Annotated in this window: 20 protein-coding genes; 12 read left to right on the forward strand and 8 right to left on the reverse strand. The window is 39.0% G+C overall.

From position 1 onward, the window contains the following. Nucleotides 1-1008 carry a type I glyceraldehyde-3-phosphate dehydrogenase gene (gap, locus tag C7S20_RS01515; protein WP_107010828.1) on the forward strand — a complete coding sequence of 336 codons (1008 nt, stop codon included), beginning with the start codon at nucleotides 1-3 and terminating at the stop codon, nucleotides 1006-1008. A 41-nt stretch (nucleotides 1009-1049) separates the two neighbouring features. After that, nucleotides 1050-3278 (forward strand): tetratricopeptide repeat-containing hybrid sensor histidine kinase/response regulator, encoded by a 2229-nt coding sequence (locus C7S20_RS01520; protein WP_107010829.1) that lies wholly within the window; start codon nucleotides 1050-1052, stop codon nucleotides 3276-3278. A gap of 103 nt (nucleotides 3279-3381) precedes the next feature. On the opposite strand, the gene lpxK is transcribed toward C7S20_RS01520, so the two are convergent. After that, on the reverse strand, nucleotides 3382-4383 hold the full coding sequence (lpxK, locus tag C7S20_RS01525) for a tetraacyldisaccharide 4'-kinase (protein ID WP_107010830.1): 1002 nt from the start codon (nucleotides 4381-4383) through the stop codon (nucleotides 3382-3384). A gap of 48 nt (nucleotides 4384-4431) precedes the next feature. Between lpxK and C7S20_RS01530 the strand changes: the two genes are divergently transcribed. The 4 genes from C7S20_RS01530 (at nucleotide 4432) to msrA (ending at nucleotide 7703) form a co-directional block, all read left to right on the forward strand. After that, nucleotides 4432-5526: a Nif3-like dinuclear metal center hexameric protein gene (locus C7S20_RS01530; RefSeq protein ID WP_107010831.1), complete on the forward strand. Its 1095-nt coding sequence runs from the start codon at nucleotides 4432-4434 to the stop codon at nucleotides 5524-5526. Nucleotide 5527: 1 nt separating this feature from the next. Next, nucleotides 5528-6307 (forward strand): zinc ribbon domain-containing protein, encoded by a 780-nt coding sequence (locus C7S20_RS01535; protein WP_107010832.1) that lies wholly within the window; start codon nucleotides 5528-5530, stop codon nucleotides 6305-6307. 150 nt (nucleotides 6308-6457) lie between these two features. Continuing rightward, nucleotides 6458-7054, forward strand: coding sequence for a hypothetical protein (locus C7S20_RS01540; protein ID WP_107010833.1), 597 nt, complete (start codon nucleotides 6458-6460; stop codon nucleotides 7052-7054). A 1-nt stretch (nucleotide 7055) separates the two neighbouring features. Further along, nucleotides 7056-7703 carry a peptide-methionine (S)-S-oxide reductase MsrA gene (gene msrA, locus C7S20_RS01545; RefSeq protein WP_107014054.1) on the forward strand — a complete coding sequence of 216 codons (648 nt, stop codon included), beginning with the start codon at nucleotides 7056-7058 and terminating at the stop codon, nucleotides 7701-7703. Here the strand turns inward: msrA and C7S20_RS01550 are convergent. Further along, nucleotides 7700-9043, reverse strand: a complete 1344-nt coding sequence (locus C7S20_RS01550; protein WP_107010834.1) for an FAD-dependent oxidoreductase — start codon at nucleotides 9041-9043, stop codon at nucleotides 7700-7702. The two genes, msrA and C7S20_RS01550, sit on opposite strands and share 4 nt — an antisense overlap. 188 nt (nucleotides 9044-9231) lie before the next feature. Between C7S20_RS01550 and C7S20_RS01555 the strand changes: the two genes are divergently transcribed. From C7S20_RS01555 to C7S20_RS01575, 5 genes are all read left to right on the forward strand, one after another. Then, nucleotides 9232-10344 (forward strand): alkene reductase, encoded by a 1113-nt coding sequence (locus tag C7S20_RS01555; protein WP_107010835.1) that lies wholly within the window; start codon nucleotides 9232-9234, stop codon nucleotides 10342-10344. Nucleotides 10345-10407: 63 nt separating this feature from the next. Continuing rightward, nucleotides 10408-10653: a hypothetical protein gene (locus tag C7S20_RS01560; RefSeq protein ID WP_107010836.1), complete on the forward strand. Its 246-nt coding sequence runs from the start codon at nucleotides 10408-10410 to the stop codon at nucleotides 10651-10653. A 77-nt stretch (nucleotides 10654-10730) separates the two neighbouring features. Continuing rightward, a complete protein-coding gene (locus C7S20_RS01565) occupies nucleotides 10731-11384 on the forward strand; it encodes a flavin reductase family protein (protein WP_107010837.1) in 654 nt (217 codons plus the stop codon). Nucleotides 11385-11557: 173 nt separating this feature from the next. Continuing rightward, a complete protein-coding gene (locus C7S20_RS01570; protein WP_107014055.1) occupies nucleotides 11558-11713 on the forward strand; it encodes a lmo0937 family membrane protein in 156 nt (51 codons plus the stop codon). A 127-nt stretch (nucleotides 11714-11840) separates the two neighbouring features. Then, complete coding sequence (locus C7S20_RS01575) at nucleotides 11841-12515, forward strand: hypothetical protein (RefSeq protein WP_107010838.1); 675 nt, start codon at nucleotides 11841-11843, stop codon at nucleotides 12513-12515. Between the two features lie 6 nt (nucleotides 12516-12521). Here C7S20_RS01575 and kynU read toward each other — a convergent pair whose 3' ends face one another. Further along, nucleotides 12522-13805 (reverse strand): kynureninase, encoded by a 1284-nt coding sequence (gene kynU / locus C7S20_RS01580; RefSeq protein WP_107010839.1) that lies wholly within the window; start codon nucleotides 13803-13805, stop codon nucleotides 12522-12524. 93 nt (nucleotides 13806-13898) lie between these two features. Between kynU and C7S20_RS01585 the strand changes: the two genes are divergently transcribed. After that, on the forward strand, nucleotides 13899-14543 hold the full coding sequence (locus C7S20_RS01585; protein ID WP_107010840.1) for an O-methyltransferase: 645 nt from the start codon (nucleotides 13899-13901) through the stop codon (nucleotides 14541-14543). Here the strand turns inward: C7S20_RS01585 and C7S20_RS01590 are convergent. The 5 genes from C7S20_RS01590 to C7S20_RS01610 all read right to left on the reverse strand — a co-directional run bounded on the left by C7S20_RS01590 (nucleotide 14540) and on the right by C7S20_RS01610 (nucleotide 19243). After that, nucleotides 14540-15097, reverse strand: a complete 558-nt coding sequence (locus C7S20_RS01590; protein WP_107010841.1) for a phosphatase PAP2 family protein — start codon at nucleotides 15095-15097, stop codon at nucleotides 14540-14542. The two genes, C7S20_RS01585 and C7S20_RS01590, sit on opposite strands and share 4 nt — an antisense overlap. 10 nt (nucleotides 15098-15107) lie before the next feature. Continuing rightward, the gene (locus C7S20_RS01595; RefSeq protein ID WP_107010842.1) at nucleotides 15108-15389 is read right to left on the reverse strand and encodes a Sec-independent protein translocase subunit TatA/TatB; all 282 of its coding nucleotides are present in this window, start codon (nucleotides 15387-15389) and stop codon (nucleotides 15108-15110) included. 82 nt (nucleotides 15390-15471) lie between these two features. Then, entirely contained in the window at nucleotides 15472-17763 is a 2292-nt protein-coding gene (locus tag C7S20_RS01600; RefSeq protein ID WP_107010843.1) for a M1 family metallopeptidase, read from the reverse strand. 63 nt (nucleotides 17764-17826) lie between these two features. After that, entirely contained in the window at nucleotides 17827-18327 is a 501-nt protein-coding gene (locus C7S20_RS01605; protein WP_107010844.1) for a DUF6702 family protein, read from the reverse strand. Nucleotides 18328-18412: 85 nt separating this feature from the next. Next, entirely contained in the window at nucleotides 18413-19243 is an 831-nt protein-coding gene (locus C7S20_RS01610; protein ID WP_107010845.1) for a hypothetical protein, read from the reverse strand. Nucleotides 19244-19351 lie beyond the last annotated feature (108 nt).

A 19351-nucleotide genomic window follows, 5' to 3' on the forward strand; every position in this document is an offset into this window, starting at 1 on the left:
ATGCCGGCAAAGATCACTATCGGCATTAACGGTTTTGGCCGCATTGGCCGAAATCTATTCAGGAAATTACTGGAAAATCCTGATTTTCAGGTAAAGGCAATTAATGACATTCATGATGCCGTAAGTCTTGCGCATTTGCTGAAATATGACAGCATTCACAGAACTCTTAAAAACCAGGTTTCGGCGGTACCGCAGGGAATAAAAGTCGATGAAATTACCATACCGCTGTTAAACCATCACACTCCTGCAGAAATCCCATGGGACAATTATAATGTCGATTATGTTGTTGAATGTTCCGGGCAATTTAAAACCTATGCTCAACTGGAAGGCCACCTAAAAAAAGGTGTGAAGAAGGTGATTTTATCGGTTCCTCCACAAGACGAATCAATTAAAATTGTGGTTTTGGGGGTTAATGAAAATATTTTAGACGGTTCAGAAAAGATCATTTCGAATGCTTCCTGTACCACAAACAATGCTGCTCCCATGCTTAAAGTGATCGATGATCATTTATCAGTTTCACAGGCCTATATTACCACAGTTCATTCCTACACCTCAGATCAAAGCCTACATGACAAGCCACACCGGGATCTCAGGCGAAGCCGTGCGGCTGCTCAATCTATCATCCCAACCACTACAGGTGCCGCTAAAGCACTCACTCGTATTTTCCCTGAGCTCAGTAAAGTAATTGGAGGCTGCGGAATAAGAGTTCCGGTACCAAATGGTTCCCTTACAGATATGACGCTGAACGTGAAAAAATCTACTTCTATTCAAGAAGTGAATTCTTTATTCAAAAAAGCGGCCGAAAACGAATTTAAAGGAATTATACAATATACCGAAGATCCCATAGTCTCGGTGGATATCCTTGACAGCCCGTACAGCTGCGTTTTTGACGCACAAATGACTTCAGTTATTGACGGAAAACTTATAAAACTCATAGGCTGGTACGATAACGAAATTGGATATTCAAGTCGTCTTATCGATTTAATTTCACTTGTTAACGATAAATAGCTATATTTAACGACATAAAGCGTTTAGCTATTTTCCCAAAAATGAAGAACTTAATCACTATTCTCATTCTCTTTTGCTGCCTGATTAGCTTCAGTTTTCAGGATCCTGATAGCCTTGCCCAAAAGCCTACCTCAGAAAATATCGGGAAATTACTTGCAAAAGCAGAGAATTCTATCAATACGATGGAATTTGACAAAGCTCAGGAGGAGCTTAATACATCCCTCCAACTTGCCAGAAGTATTGACCACAAACGATTTATTGCGCTGGCGAGCAGTATTTTAGCCAGAATGTATCAGGTTCGACATGAATTTGACAAAGGCATTACCCAGCTTGAAAGGGCAATCGCCATTCAACGCGATATAAATGACAAGGAAGGCCTCGCTTATTCATACATTCTCTATGGAAAAATTCTTTATTCAAAACAGGAATACCAGCGGGCACTAAAGTATTTAGATCTTGCCCAAGAATATTATAAAAAAGAAAGCAACAAAGAACAACTGGGAATTATTGATTTAAATAAGGCCATAGTTTATCTAGCTTTAGGAGAATTGGAACGCGCCAATGCGTTGCTCGATAATGCCGATGTTTATCTGGAAAATTCCAAAAACACCTACGAAATTTCGCGCCTTCATTATTATCGCAGCAGGGCCTTTATTGCCGAAGGAGATTATAAAAAAGCCCTGGAAGCGGCGAAAGGAGCCTTGAATATTGCTCAAAGTGGCCAATTTATAGGAATGCGTATGTATTCTTATGAACTCTTAAGCCAGATAGAAGAATCCAGAGGCAATCCAAAAGACGCTTTAGCTTATTTAAAAGAAGCAAATCAGATCAGGCAGAATGTCTTTTCAATGAATAAAGAGGCCCTCGCCAAAGATTCTTACGAAAAATTTGGCATGGACGCTTTGAAATCGACCGTTGATGAACTCACGCTCCAAAATGCCGAACAGGAGCGCACCCTGAAGGTAAATAAACTTACCACTATCCTGAGTGTGGCGCTGATCACCATTCTTTCCTTGCTTACACTATCTCTTTACAAAAATAACAACCTCAGGGCAAGGGCGAATGAACTGCTTCAAAAAAAGAATTCTGAACTGGTCCTGGCAAAAGAAAATGCCGAAAAAGCTTCTTTGGCAAAAGCCCAGTTTCTTTCAACCATTACTCATGAATTAAGAACTCCTTTATATGCGGTGACTGGCCTGACGCACCTGCTTTTAGAAGAAAGTCCGACAGAAAGTCAGAAAGAACATCTAAATTCTTTAAAATTTTCGGGAGAATATCTGCTTTCGCTCATCAACAATATTCTGGACCTCAACAAGCTGGAGGCCAACAAAGTCGAAATTGTAGAATCTAAATTCAACCTGGAACAGCGAATTTCAGATGTTATGATTGCCCTGAAAAATTCGGCTGATGAAAAGAAAACAAAAATCCATTTTGATTTTGATCAAAGCATTCCGAAGAATTTAATAGGAGATCCGCTTAAAATATCTCAAATTCTTATAAACCTGATAGGAAACTCTATCAAATTTACAGAAAATGGGGATATCTGGATTTCAGTTAAAAAAACCAGGCATGAAGGAAAAGACATATCCCTCGCCTTTGAGATAAAGGATAATGGAGAAGGTATTGGTAAAGAAAAACAAAAAGCGATTTTTGAGAATTTCACCCAAGGTTCCACACAGATCAACCGCAAATTTGGGGGTACCGGCCTTGGACTTTCTATTGTAAAAAATCTCCTGAGCCTACTCGGCAGCGAAATTGAGCTTGAAAGTGAGCTGGGAAAAGGTTCGCGCTTTTTCTTTGAACTTAAGTTTACTGCTCCCGAAGGTGAAATTGCTGAAGAAAAACCTGCAACTCCTAAGATCGATGAGTCCAAGCTCACCAACGATATCATGGAGAACAAGCGCATACTTGTTGTTGAAGACAACAAGATCAACCAGATGATCACGAGAAAGATCCTGGAAAAAAACAAGGTTATTTGTGATGTTGCCGATAACGGATCTATTGCCGTAGAGAAAGTAAAAAACAACGATTTCGATCTTATTCTTATGGACATACACATGCCGGGAATAAGCGGTATTGAAGCAACGATCCAAATTAGAAAATTCGATTCAGAAATTCCAATTATCGCTCTAACAGCGGTCACGCTTGATGAAAGTCTAGACGAATTTTACCTGAATGGTTTCAATGATATTATCCCCAAACCCTATAAGACCGAAGAGTTTTTCCACAAAATTAACAAACACTTAGCAGCCAGAGCCACAACAGTTTAGAGCTTTGGCACAGGCTTTGCAAATAATTGGTTAGTAGAATTATATAGAGATACGAAATTTATATAGTTTGAATTAGCCAAAAAAATAAGGTGTTTTCAGCACCTTATTTTTTTTGAATAAAATCCAGAATTCTTCGATCAAAATTATTGCCTTCTTTCAGAAAGGAGATTTCAATAGGAAGGTAGAATAACTTATCTGTATCCAACCTTTTTCTGAGTCTCATATAATCTTTTTCGGTGGTAAGAATGGATCTTTTAGTATTCAAAATTTCAATTTCTTTTTCTGAAAAGTTATGATGATCTGGAAACTTAAGATGTTTTAGATGAATATTTTTTGAATGAAGATGATCCAGAAGCGGCTTCGGATTCGAAATTCCAGTAACCAGCGTAAATGAAGAATCTATCTCTGCAAGCTTCATTTTTTCCTTTTCAGAAATAATCTCCTCAGAATAGTTGATATAACTGAAATAAATTTTCTGATGGACTTCAGGTTTCAGAAGATCAGTGATTTCAAGCATTTCTTCTTCAGAAAGATTTTGCGGACATTTAGTGACCACGATCATATCGGCACGGCTGGCACCCGTTTTAGGTTCCCGCAGATTTCCGGCCGGCAAAACAAGGTCCTTTTTGTACAGATCGCCATAGGCCGTAAGCAGTATCTGAAAACCTCCCTTTACCTTTCGGTGCTGAAAAGCATCATCTAAAATGATCACATCAGGGTGAAATTTCAATAATTTTTCTATCCCTTTTCTCCTATTGGCATCAACTGCCACCAGCATATCTGGAAATTTGTTCTTAAACTGCAGTGGCTCATCTCCCGATTTTGAAACCTCATCATTGACTTCAACTAGTTGAAAACCTTTACTGCTGCGTTTATACCCACGGCTGAGGGTCGCCAGTTTATAGTTTTTATGAAGCAAATTCAGCAAATATTCGGTCATCGGCGATTTTCCCGTACCACCCACGCTCAAATTCCCAATAGTAATCAACGGTAACGAATATTCCTGAGATTTCAGAAAAGAATGATCGTACAGATAATTTCGAACCGCCGTTACTCCTCCGTATAGCAGGGAAAATGGATAGAGCAATTTTCTGGGATTGAACATGGAAGGCTTTGTATAATATTTATCTTTGAAAAGCTAAAATATTAAAATATGATCATACAGGAAGTAATTAATATTATAGAAGAATTTGCTCCCACTCGATATGCTGAAGATTTTGACAATGTAGGGCTTTTGGTAGGTGATGCGGGCAATGAAGTTACCGGGGCACTAATTACACTGGACACGCTCGAGGCAACAGTTGAAGAAGCTATTGCTAAGAACTGCAATTTTATTATCAGTTTTCATCCTATTATTTTTTCCGGATTAAAAAAGCTCACCGGCAAAAATTATGTGGAAAGAACAGTTTTGAAAGCTATAAAAAATGATATTTCCATTTATGCGATCCATACCGCTCTGGATAATAATTACAAAGGTGTGAATGATATGATCGCAGAAAAACTGGGTTTGGTCAATCGGAAAATCCTGATTCCGAGGAAAGATTCGATAAAAAAGCTCGTGACCTTTGTGCCCCGTGCAAATGCCGATGAAGTGAGGGAAGCCTTATTTAAAGCCGGTGCCGGAAGTATTGGAAATTATGATAACTGTAGTTTTAATGTGGAAGGTAAAGGAAGTTTTAGAGGGAATGAAGATTCTAATCCGGTAATTGGCGAAAAGGGAAAAGTTCATTTTGAAGAAGAAGTCCAGCTGGGAGTAACTTTTCCCGTTCATAAACAGGCAAAAATCCTGAAAAGTCTTTTTCATAGCCATCCTTATGAAGAAGTTGCTTATGAGATCTATGCACTGGAAAATGAAAATCAGCATTTGGGAATGGGAATGATCGGGGAGCTTGAAACCGAGCGAAATCCTGAAGATTTTCTGAAAGAAGTCAAAAAAACTTTTCATTGTGGAATAATCAGGCACTCAGAACTGGTAAAAAGCAGCATTAAAAAAGTAGCCGTACTTGGCGGAAGCGGTGCTTTTGCCATTTCAAATGCAATTTCTGCCGACGCTGATGTGTTTTTAACCGCCGATTTGAAATATCATGACTTCTACAAAGCCGGGAAAAATATAGTACTGGCCGATATTGGTCATTATGAAAGTGAACAGTTTACAAAAAATTTACTATATTCTTTTCTTAGCAAAAAAATTAGTAGTTTTGCACTTATTTTAGCAGATACAAATACGAATCCAATACATTATTTATAATATGGCGAAAAAAAACGATGTTACTGTAGAAGAGAAGTTAAGGGCACTGTACGATCTTCAGTTGGTAGATTCGCGAATTGATGAAATTCGCAATGTACGTGGTGAACTTCCTCTGGAAGTCGAAGATCTTGAAGATGAAGTAGCAGGTTTGAACAGACGCTTGGAAAAACTGGATGCTGATATTGAAGTTATTGAAAACGACATCAAGAACAAGAAAAATCAGATAGACGAGTCTAAGAGCACTATTAAAAAATATTCTGAACAGCAAAAGAACGTTCGTAACAACCGCGAATTTAATGCGCTGAGCAAGGAAATTGAGTTTCAGGAGCTGGAAATAGAACTTTCTGAAAAGCATATTAAAGAATATAAAGCGAAAATAGAACAGAAAAAAGAAGTCATTACCAGCACCAAGGAAAAACTGGCTCAACGCGAAGAACATCTGAAGCATAAAAAAAGTGAGCTGGATGAGATCCTGAAAGAAACCGAAAAGGAAGAGCAGGCACTTATTGACAAATCTGCAGAATACGAAAAGAACATTGAGGATCGCCTGGTAAAAGCTTATAAGAAAATCCGCACCAATGTAAAAAATGGTCTTGCGGTAGTACCGGTTGAACGTGGCGCTTCAGGAGGATCTTTTTTCACAATACCCCCACAGGTAATCATGGAAATCGCGGGTCGCAAAAAGATCATCACCGATGAACACAGCGGTCGTATCCTGGTAGACGAAGAACTTGCCAAGGAAGAACAGGAAAAAATGGAAGGAATGTTCAAAAAGTTCTAAGAAACTTCCCTCCTTATCTATAAAAACTGCCTGAAGAAAAATTTCTTCAGGCAGTTTTTTTATGCCGTATCCCGCCAGAACGTTCATTAACAAGTATTTTACATTTGTCAATTTTTAAAAAGTTACCTTTAATTTCTAATTAAAAGGAATATGAAACGTGTAATAATCATAGCAGTTTTATTGTTATGCCAGTTTTCATGCAGGGATTCAGGCCAGGATAAATCAGAAGCGTCTTCTCAAAATGCCCCTAAGACTTACCAGGAAGAAAATACTGAACCAACGGGAAATTCCAATATAGAAGATACTTCAGTTACTGCCAGAAAAACCGGGATTGATGCGGAAAAATATTCTGATGAAAACCGCGAAATTTCTGCCGGCAATATTGCCGGAAAATATATTCGGAAAGACCATAACGAAGATATAAATTGTTCATGTTACTGCCTGGAGATCGTTCTTTCGGGTACCAGCGAGCTTTGTCTGGCTGACAAGGACCTGTATATCAATGCGCGTTTTCAACAAAACGGAAATAAGATCAATGTCTATTATGACGGGAAAGCCTCGAAAACCACCAATACCGAAATTCCCTGGGAGAAATTTGACAAAACAGTAAAGATCGCTGAAATCACAACCGAGCCGGATGGCGGACTTAAACTGGACTGGAAAGGTTTTAGCATTGACAATAAAATTGCTGTAGATTATGCGCTCTATGGTAAGAAAACTCTTGAAGGAACCTATAAAAAATTATAAAATGAAATTTTTACTGATCAATTTTTTAAGCCTGTTATTATTGGGCTGTAACAATTCTGCCGGAAATTCTCCTACCCCAGAAGCGCTCGTAAATGCCGAACCGGTCGAAGTTCCTGCTCAAAACGGTCTCGAACACGCCTATTTTTCTAGCGGTTGTTTCTGGTGCGTGGAGGCGATCTATGAAAGCGTAAAAGGCGTAAAAGAAGCTATTTCCGGCTATGCGGGTGGAGAAATGAAGAATCCCACTTATGAGAACAGCGATGGCCATGCAGAGACGGTGGAGGTGATCTATGATCCTGACGAAGTAAGTTTCAAGACTCTGGTCCAGGTTTATTTCGGTTCGCAAGATCCAACGCAGGTAAATGGGCAGGGACCCGATATTGGGAAACATTACCGGTCGATCATTTTTTATCAGAACGAGAAGCAAAAACAAATCATTGAAGAAGTAAAGGCTGAAGTTGCCAAAAAATACGATAAACCTATTGCAGCTGAAATTCTGCCGTTTCAGAAATTCTGGAAGGCTGAAGACTATCATCAGAATTACGAAAAAAATCATCCCGAAAATCCTTATATCCAGAATGTATCTATACCGCGGATCAACAGGTTCAAGGAAAAATTTCCGGATTTGCTAAAGGAAAAAGCCCATTAAGTATTGAGATAATTGAGAATTTTCTGCTCCACTTCTTCTGAATCCCATTTGTTCATAATATCCGGCATTTTCATAACCTCATCCATAATATCGCGCTGGCGATCACCGATTTTAAGGGCTTCAGAATAAGATTTATCTGAAAATGTAACCCTGGAATAAAGTGGCGTCCACGAATGGGGATGCGCATCGGCAAATTTCTTTTCAATCTTTTTCCGAAGAAGAAACATGGGATCGGCCGTTTTGCTACTCATCTCTACAAAATTCCGGTAGCTGAGCTCTGCGATGGCATCCCCATTAGGTTTGCGTTCAGTTTGATATTCCTCAAAAATTTGCTGCCAGTCATCGCCATATTTTTCCATTTTCTGGTTCAAGACCCAGATATCTTCAAAACCGGCGTTCATTCCCTGACCGTAAAAAGGAACTATGGCGTGTGCCGAGTCGCCTACAAGGGTGATTTTATCGAAATAAGACCAGGGAAAACATTTGATGGTAACCATGGCACTGGTAGGATTTTTAAAAAAATCTTTCTTCAAATTGGAGATTTCATCCTTTATATCGGGAAAATGGGTTTCAAAGAAAAGATCGGCATCCTTTTCGGTTTGAATGCTTTCAAAAGAAATGTCGCCTTCAAAAGGCAAAAATAGGGTACAGGTGAAACTGCCATCCAGATTGGGCATTGCAATAAGCATGAAGTTTCCACGCGGCCAGATGTGAAAAGAAGCATTATTGAGTTTATGGCTGCCATCAGGATTGGCAGAAATGCTAAGTTCTTTGTAGCCAACATCTATGAAATGCTGGGAATAATTAAATCGGCTTTGTCGCTGCATTTTATGCCTTACCCGGGAAAAAGCGCCGTCGGCACCAAAAACAAGATCGAATTTATATTCTTTCCATTTACTTTTTTCGGTTGCACCGGTATAAAGATAGGCTTTTGGCATATCCACATCCCAGACCTTTTCTTCAAAGCGGAATTCGGCTCCAGCTTCTTCAGCCAGATCGATCATTTTTCTGTTAAGAATTCCCCTGGAAATTGAATAAATAGCTTCTCCTTCGGCTCCGTATTTCTGGTAATATACCGGCTTATCCTTCACATGCATCGCACGTTGTTCCAGCGGCAGGGCCAACTTTCGTATTTCATCTTCCACCCCTACTTCCCGTAAAGCTTTCCAACCGCGATTAGACATCGCAAGATTGATGGACCTTCCGGAAAATTCAACCTTTCTTACATCGGGACGGCGATCAAAAACGCTAACGGAATGGCCTTTTCGCCGAAGATAGATTGCAAGAAGTGAGCCCACGAGTCCGGAGCCTACTATCGCCACTTTTTTTTTGCTTTGCATGAACTGTACTAAAAAGAAATTCTGGAAAAATTAATTTTTATTCCCAGATTTTCATTGATTTCGGTGCGAAATTAACCAATTAAAATCAAAAGGCTATCCTTTAGTTTTAGCAATGATTCCAGGCATTTATAATTTACTTAACAGCTCCTGTGCTGTATATCAGGTATTTTTATAAAAAACCACCTCGTATGCAAGCTACTAACCAACCTTTATTACAGCCTTTCAGAATGGGAGACCTTAACCTCAGGAATCGTGTGGTAATGGCTCCTTTAACCCGGAGCCGTGCCGATAATAAACGCCGTGTACCCACAGATCTCCATGTTGAATATTACAAACAAAGAGCTGGCGCCGGATTAATAATTTCAGAAGGTGCTCAGGTTTCAGAAAGAGGGATTGGGTATATCAATACCCCCGGAATTCATAACGAGGAACAGGCAGAAGCCTGGAAAAAGGTCACCGATGCCGTACATGAAGAAGGTGGAAGGATGTTTGTGCAGCTTTGGCATTGTGGCCGGATATCCCATCCAAAATTCCATGATGGTGAAAAACCTTTGGCCCCCAGCGCAATCAATCCCAATACCCAGGTGTTTACAGACGAAGGACTACAGCCTACCGCCGAACCTAAGGAAATGAGCATTCAGGAAATCCAGCAGACTATCATGGAATTTCGAAATGCAGCAGTGATGGCCAAAAAAGCCAATTTTGATGGTATTGAACTACATGCTGCCAATGGCTATCTTTTCCATCAGTTCTTCAATAAAAATGCGAATCTTCGCACCGATGATTACGGCGGAAATATTCCGAACAGGGCAAGGTTTTTCTTTGATGTGCTGGAAATTTGCACAGAAGTCTGGGCGGAAAACCGAATTGGTTGTCATTTTAATCCTTCCTTTACCGATAAAGCGGGAATTACAGCAACCGATGAAACCATCGCTACCTTTGACTATATAATCGATAAGTTAAATGCTTATAATTTGGCATATGTGCATGTATCGGAACCATTTACCGATGTTAGCGATATTCCTTATCTTGAAAAAGAAGTTGCAAAACATTACCGGCCTATTTACAAGGGTACTTTAATGGCCAATAAGGATTTTGACCGGGAATCGGGCAATAAGATCATTGAAGAAGGGATTGCCGATCTTGTTTCTTTCGGAAAATTATTTATTTCAAATCCCGATCTACCGGAACGCTTTAGGAATAAATGGCCTACTGCGGAATGGGACCAGGATACTTTTTACACTTCCGGACCCAAAGGATATACCGATTATCCTCCCTATAAAAAGGAAGAAGTTTCGTAGCATTAACTGAAATAAGAATAACTGCCAATTTAAAAGTAAATCTATATAACTAAAACTCTAATTATGGATCAACAGAAGCTTGACCAAATGAGGTCTACACTTAATAAACTGGAAGATATCAAAAACAGCCAGGAAAGCATCCTCGACAAAATCAACCACGTTATTACCGATCTATTTCAACATCCCGACAAAGATCTTGAAAAAGCCATGGAGGAAGCTCATCAGCGTGCTTCAGATAATACCGATGCCATTCGGGAAGCCATGGAAGACTATGAAATGAGAATTAATAAACTGGAAACTCAGGATTAATTTAAAGAAGTGTTAACAGGCTTTTAAAAAGCCAATTTCTAACTTGAGGTCAGTCTAAAATACTGACCTTTTTTGCTATGAAACATGTAGATGCACAGGAAATAGAGCGTATGGAAAAAGTTTTCCGCCTCAATTTAATCAACAGTTGCACAGGATATAAGTCGGCGAACCTGATAGCCACAAAATCGAAGAGCGGTAATCCCAATGTGGCGGTTTTCAGCTCGGTAACTCACATGGGGAGTCATCCCGCCATGCTGGGTTTTGTCATGCGTCCCACAAAAGTTCCGCGTAATACCTATAAAAATATTAAGGAAACCTCTTATTTCACAGTTAATCATATTCATGAAAAAATGATCGCCCAGGCTCACCAGACCGCTGCGAAATACGAAGAAAATATTTCAGAATTTCATCAAACAGGTCTGGAGGAAGAATATCTTGATGGTTTTCATGCTCCTTTTGTAAAGCAATCTGAAATTAAATTGGGCTGCCGATTTTTAAATGAATATGAAATAAAGGAAAATGACACTCTCCTTATTGTAGCTGCGATTGAGCATATTTACTTTGATGAAGGCATACAGATGCCGGATGGATGGCTAAGACTTGACGATGCGGGAACTGTAGCCATTGATGGTTTAGACGGATATTCCCTTCCCACCCTGCTGGACCGTTTTCATTACGCGCGCCCAGGTAAAGAACTCAAGTCGTTTTTTAGTACTGAAACCAATCAATAAAGCATTATATAAAAAAGTTCAGGTTTTATTCTGCTAGTTAAATCAAGGTTAAAGAAGGTCCTGCTCGTCTTTCAATTATCTACCTTTAGTATTGAGAATTAGGTAAATACCCATTCTCCAGTACAAAACAACTGATGGCGATCCTGAAAAAGCGCCTCTTAAAACCAAAAGATATGAGAGATTTAATTTGGCTTATCATTGTCCTGTTGATCATAGGATGGCTAATAGGATATTTTGCGTTTCCTGACCTGGGAAGCATAATACATATTCTTATTGTATTGGCCGTGATCTTAATTTTATACAAATTACTCACGGGAAGAAGATTATAAAAAATGGCAGTTTCATTAAACCCTTTGAATTTCAAAGGGTTTTTTATAACAAAAAATGAAGGTATGAATTACCTGAAAATCAAATAGTTGAATATTCCTTATCTTTACTTTCACTTAAAAACCAACGATGAAAAAATTTATTTTATTATTCTCACTAAGCCTTTTCCTTCTTTCCTGTAATGATCAAAAGCAGAAAGAAAAGAAACTGGAAGACATGAATGAGCCAGCATCGGCAGCTGATAAAATTGCTTTTGCAAACGGAATTAAAAAATTCGACAGTATCAAAAAACTGGAATTTACGTTTAATGTAGAGGTAAATGACACTATAAGATCAAAGCGCCATTGGGCATGGCATCCCGATACTCATAAAATTACCCTTACTGAAAAAGATACGGTAATGAGTTACATAAAAAAAGACAGCCTCAGCGAAAAAGACAAAAAGATCGATAGAAAATTCGTCAACGATACTTACTGGCTTCTTTTTCCATTTCAGCTTGAATGGTCTAATGCTGAAATAAGCGAGGTAAAGAAGGCTCAGGCGCCTATAAGCGGGGAAGAAATGAAGATGATGAGTGTGAATTATCCCTCACAGGGAGGATATACACCAGGAGATACTTATGACATTTACTTCAATGATGATTATATGATACAGGAATGGGTGTATAAACCTTCAGGCGGCGGAAATCCATTGGCTACCACCTGGGAAGATTACCATGATTTTGAAGGAATTAAAATCGCCCGGGAACATAAAGGAAAGGATGGTAATTTTAAGATCTTCTTTTCTGACATTTCTGCGGAGTAGGCCGATTTATTTTGGTTTAGACAAAATTCCGTTTTTAAGAATTTGGCCAAACTCATACATATCTTCAAAAGAACAGTAGAATGCTGCGGGGGCAAGACGAATGACGTTTGGTTCCCGCCAGTCTGTAATCACTCCGTGATCCATAAGGTAGCGAAAAATTTCCTTCCCCTCGCCATGTAAAAACACAGAAAGTTGGGTACCTCGCTCTTTAGGATTTTCAGGTGTAATAATTTCAAAAGTACTCTCCACTTCCTTATCGATTTCGTGCAGAATGTACTCGAGGTAAGCCACAATTTTATTTCTCTTTTCAATTAGGGCCGGCATTCCCACTTCATCAAACATTTCTAAAGATGCCAGATAGGGACCTAAGGCGAGCACAGGAGCATTACTGATCTGCCAGGCATTGGCATCTGGTTCTGGCTGAAATTCAGGTTCCATCAGGAATCGTCTTGCTTTATTATGGCCCCACCAGCCTTCAAAACGCGGAATATCCTTTCTATTATGATACTTTTTATTGATAAAAACTCCCGAAGCATTCCCGGGGCCGGAATTCATGTATTTATAGCTGCACCAGGCCGCAAAATCAACGTTCCAATCGCTTAATTTCAACTCAATATTTCCGGCGGCATGAGCGAGATCCCATCCCACAAAAGCTCCAACTTCATGTCCGGCCCGGGTAATCTTTTGCATGTTAAAAACCTGGCCGGTATAATAATTCACACCTCCAATTAACACCAGTGCGCACTTCTCTCCTACTTCATCGATCTTCGCGAGAATATCCTCTGTCCTGAAATTATTTTCACCCTCCCTCTTTTTAATTTCAACAATGGCTTCATCGGGATCATATCCATGGAATCTCACCTGGCTGGCCAGCATGTACTGATCGCTGGGAAAGGCCTTTTCTTCACAAATGATTTTAAATCGCTTACCGGAAGGGCGATAAAAGGAGACCATCAGCAAATGAAGATTCACCGTAAGGGTGTTCATTACCGTTACTTCTTCAGGATTTGCACCTACAATTTTTGCCAATTTTGGAGCAAATCGTTCATGATAATCCCACCATGGTTTTTCGGCATGAAAATGCCCTTCTACGCCCAGTTCTGCCCAATCATTCATTATTTCATCGACATATTTTTTTGCCGATTTAGGTTGAAGTCCGAGCGAGTTTCCTACAAAATAGATCACCTTTTTTCCTCTGACTTTTGGAAAAATAAATTGCTCCCGGTAAGGTGCCAATGCGTCTTCACTATCTAATTTCTGAGCAAACTCTCTTGAATTTTCAAACTTCATACACTGAATTTTTAGTAAAAATACAATTTCATGACGAATCCCCTGAACTTGAGTTGGTACTCATATTTGTTTAATTTTGTCAAAAATCAACTCATGAATTTCTTACCTGAAAAGATCGATGAATATATCGAAAAATATTCTGAAAAAGAGCCAGAACTGCTTGCCGCCCTTAACCGGGAAACAAATCAGAAGATTCTTCAGCCAAGGATGCTCAGCGGCCACTATCAGGGTAGAGTGTTAAGTCTATTATCAAAATTAAAGGCACCTAAAAGCATCCTCGAAATCGGCACTTACACCGGTTATTCAGCGCTTTGTCTCGCCGAAGGACTTCAGGAGGGCGGGATTCTTCATACCATTGATATCAATGAAGAGCTGTATGATTTTCAGAAAAAATATTTTAAAAAATCAAAATTTGGCGAGCAGATCAAACAGCATATAGGAGATGCGACCAGCATTATTCCTCAATTAGAAGGGAAATTCGACCTGGTTTTTATAGATGCTGATAAACCGAATTATCCTAAATATTTTGACCTGATCATCGGAAAAATGAATCCTGGAGGTTTGATTTTATCCGATAACGTATTATGGTCGGGGAAAGTGGTAGAAAAAGTGGAGGCTGAAGATGAATCTACGCAGGCAATTCTTAAATATAACAAGCTGCTTGCTGACGACACAAGACTGGAAACGGTAATTTTTCCTATTCGTGACGGCCTTAGCCTTTCCCGTTTTAAAGGTTAATATATTCGCCTGCCGGCCTTGTTATACAGCCAGAAGAAAATAAAGGCAAAAATAATCCCTACCAGCATACCTACAATAACATCACTGGGATAATGTACTCCCACATAAATGCGACTCATGATAAAAATGATCGGCCAGATGTAAGCAAGGTAGATCCACTTCGATTTTTCACGCAGTACGAGAACCACGAAGGTGGTGGCAGCAAAAGAAGTGGATGAATGCCCTGAAAAGAAACTATAGCCCGTGGGTTCCTGCAGAACCCTGATCAAATCCACAAGATCGGGCGTATTATTAGGTCTAAGCCGTATAAAAAAACCTTTTACAATATTGGTGAATCCCCAAACGCTAAACACAGTAGCGAGAAGGAAAAGGAGTGAAAAAAGAGCTTTTCTCCAGTGGAAAGCCAAGAAGAACAAAAGAAAAAAGAAAAAGTAGAGCGGGATCCAATGGCGCGGGTTCGTTACGTAAATCCAAAAGGCATCATATTTTTCAATGCCGAGATTATTAAGAAAAACGAATAACTCCCTGTCCCATTGTTTAACCTGTTCCCACATCTAAAAAAGATCATCGATGGCGTTTGATCGAGCCAGAGATTTCCTCTATATCTTCTTTAACTTTATCGATCTCCCCTTTGATATCTTTTGTGAAATCAGTATCAATTCCCTGCTTTTCTGCACTTTTCTGGATTTCGCTTTTAATATCATTAGAAGCATTTCTAATAGCTTTCATGCCCTGCCCGAGGCCACGTGCTATTTCCGGGATCTTATCTGCTCCAAATACCATCACCAGTATGAACATGATAAATCCGATCTCGGCTCCACTTATAAATAAAGGTAACACTTGCATAACGCACAAATATAATTACAAATCTCAGCATAAAAAAAGCCGACTCGTTAAAGTCGGCTAAAATTTAAATTTTAACTAAAATCTATTTTTTAGAATCTCTAAACTGTTCAAATTCATTCTTGTTTTGAGCTTTTGGCCAGCTGTTATTATCAAGATTCACATCGGCAGTTTCAAGATCGGGATCTACAGTAATCTTTTTGATCTCTTTAGAAGAAGGGATTATTTTGCTAACTTCCTGATCATTTCTTCTCCAGATCTGTACAGGATAAGTTCTTTTTTCCGTAGTCCCATCAGCATAAGTGATTTCAAGGAACAACGGCATTACAAGTCCTCCCGGCTTTTCAAAGGTCACCTGATAAAAATATTTAGGAGCCTTCAGTTTTGCCCGTTCTTCAGCAGTAAAATTATCCATAACATATTTATTGAGTGCTTCAGAACTTTCAAGAAGTGATTTTCCCTTCAGACTTTCATCAAATTCAGGATCTTCTTCCTTAACTACATAAAGCTTCGCACCTTCATTGGAAGACCAGGAATGCTGAAGATACTGTTCTCCTTTTTCCGTAGGCTTATCGGTTATATAAAATTTATCGACAGATTTGATCCCAATATCTACATTATCTGTAGTATAGAACCATCCTCTCCAGAACCAGTCAAGATCAACACCTGAAGCGTCTTCCATGGTACGGAAGAAATCCTCGGGAGTTGGATGCTTGAACATCCATCGGTGAGCGTAAGTATGGAACGCATAATCAAAAAGATCGTGACCTAAAATGCTTTCTCGAAGAATATTTAGAGCTGTTGCAGGTTTTCCGTAAGCATTTGGTCCCAGTTGATATACTTCCTCTGGATTAGACATTATCGGCGCAATATTGGCCTGTTCGCCTTTCATATAAGGAACAATTTTATGCGGCTCTCCCCTTCTTGAAGGATATTTATTTAGGGAGCCTAAAGCTTCAGGATATTTTTTACCAAATTCCTGCTCGGCAAGATACTGGCAGAAGGTATTGACCCCTTCATCCATCCATCCCCACTGACGTTCATCAGAATTGACAATCATCGGGAAAAAATTATGTCCGACTTCGTGGGTGATAACGCTGATCATACCAAATTTGGTGCGGTCACTATAACTTCCATCTTCATCAGGACGACCGTAGTTCCAGCAGATCATAGGATATTCCATTCCCTGGTTCTTGGCATGTACCGATACCGCTTTATGATAAGGATATTGGAAAGTATGCGCAGAATAGGTCTTTAAGGTATTGGCAACAGCACGTGTTGACCATTTTTCCCAAAGCGGATTACCTTCTTTAGGATAAATAGAAACGGCCATCACTGTTTTTCCCATGACATCGGTCGCCATCATATCAAGAATATATTTTCTTGAACTGGTAAAAGCGAAATCACGAACATTTTCAGCCTTGTACTTCCATGTTTGTGTTTTATTTGAAAAACCTTTTTCGGCTTTTTCGGCTTCCTCCTGAGTTACGATCACCACAGGTTTATCAAAAGACTTTTTTGCCTCTTCGTAGCGATCCATCATTTTTTTAGAATATACCTCTTTTCTATTCTGAAGTGTTCCGGTAGCCTCCATGATATGGTCGGCAGGAACGGTAATGTTTACTTCATAATTTCCGAAAGGCAAAGCGAATTCCCCGCTTCCCCAGAACTGCATGTTTTGCCAGCCTTCCACATCGTCATAAACCGCCATTCTTGGAAAGAACTGGGCAATTTGATAGGTCTTGTTACCGTCTTCAGGAAAATATTCATATCCAGATCGCGCACGGTCGGTAACATGATTATTGATCTTGTAGTTCCATTTTACATTGAAAGAATAACTTTCTCCCGATTTTAATGGCTGCGGAAGATCAATCCTCATCATTGTTTGAACGATCTTGTAGGGAAGTGATTTCCCGTCTTTAGTGATCTCCTGAATTTTATAACCTCCATCGAAAGGTTCTTCCAGATATTTATCGGCGAATTTTGCCACTGAGCTAGCCGGAGACATGGTTTCACTATTTCTCTCTAATGCAGGAGAATTTTTTTCGCGAATATTCTGGTCTAACTGAAGCCACAGATACTCAAGGGCTTGTGGAGAATTATTATGATAAGTTACAGTTTCTTCACCAGTAAGCACCGAATTCTTGTCGTCAAGAGTCACATCGATAGTATAATCTGCCCGGTTTTGGTAATATGCCGGACCGGGAGCTCCTGAAGCCGTTCTATACTGGTTTGGAGAGGCAAATTCCATATACATTTGCCTGAATTTGTTTTGATTAGTATGTCCTTCCTGCTTTTCCTGCCCTGTTTCCTGAGCCGTAAGCCCGGCGAAAACGAACATGATAAAAAAGGAGCACAACAAGTTTAATCTCTTCATATTATTATTTGTGTTTTAAGGGATGCTAAAAGTAAATATTTCTATATTCTTCAGGAAGTTTTACTAAAAATTAATGGTTTTCTGCCCGTCAGATTTCATCAGGAGCATACTTTTAACTTCAGAATTCTTCTTGATATTGACGATATTCTTCTGGGAATCAAACAAATCGGTCAACATTAGATCTTTGACTGTTATTGTATTAAAATCATTCACCTCATCAGCCTCGATAAACATTTCTATCTGATCGGCATCAAATTTACTTCCCAGTAATTGAATTTTCACAGGTTTTCCGTCTACGCTGATGTTCAGTTTTTCATTAAGATACTGCTGCATTAGATCTTTATGTTTAGAAAGATCTTCTTTATAAGAAAACGAGATATCTTTTTGGTAACGCTGATTAAGTACCTGTTCAAAATCGTCAATAAAGACCCGGGAAATTATCTGAAGGCTTTGTTCGTCATTACTGTATTCAATTTCAGTAACGCTCAAATAGGTTTTATGCAGATTCGCCTTAAAAGAAGTCAGGGCAAAAACGCATACAAGAAGAATAGCAATCTTTTTCATGTAAGCTTTTTTATACAAATATTTGCAAATATCAGTCCAAATTCCTGATAGCTTACTATTATAGACGATAAAGTAGCGGAAAGGTTTAAAGTGGCACTTCTTTTTGTTGATTGAGTAAATCTCCTCTTAAATTTCTGAAATCATCAATTTTTGAATCAAAATATTCAATAAGGCCTAAAGCATCTTCTTTGCGGAAAAGGATTTTAAAACGCACTTCTTCACTGCAATAAAGAATGAAATTGGTAACCTCATTTTCCTCGAGCGCCAGTGTTTCCCGGAAATATTGAACCCCTACCATACTTATGCTTTTTTTCACGAAATCTTCCGGAGTGAAATGAATGAGGGTTTCTTTATGGGTATTTAATTTATCAGCGATCATACCTGCAACTTTCATGACATTGATACCGCCCTGCGGATTAACATTTTGAGGCGGATTTAAACTGCGGTCGATTTCTATCACTTTATTCAGGTTCCTCTGAAGTTTGTTTTTGGTTTCAACCTCAGCAATCGAAACCTGGTTAATATCATTAGCGAGGTATCCGGAAAGCTTAATATTGCTTATTTGCACTTCAGCCAGTTCATTGATGGCATCATTCAAAATAACATCCGGAAATTTTCCATCGGAAATCATTTTTTCTGAAACAACCAGGGTTTTGTTTTCAAACTGAACGGAAGAAAATAAAATACTGTCGTGAGCCTTCACTGTTAATTCATAGTCGCCATTCTGATCACTAATGGTTCCTGTTTCATTATTCAGGTTGATGATATTGATCTTTTCAACATTTTCATGATCAACAGAAAGGATTTTTCCTTTTAGAATTTGTCTTTCCTGCGCATTGGTAACAAGACTTCCGAACATGAGCAAAATCAGAAAAAAGGAATGTTTGATAAAATAATTCGTTATGAAATCTCTCATTCTTTTCTATTTTTCTCAATATTTAAAATCGATCCGGCGAATTGGTTCAAGCTTAGATTGGTTAAATTTCATTAGTCATAACGCTTAAAAAAGTAGTTTTAGCCTGTA

The organism is Christiangramia fulva (genome assembly GCF_003024155.1).
Taxonomy (GTDB): Bacteria; Bacteroidota; Bacteroidia; order Flavobacteriales; family Flavobacteriaceae; genus Christiangramia; species Christiangramia fulva.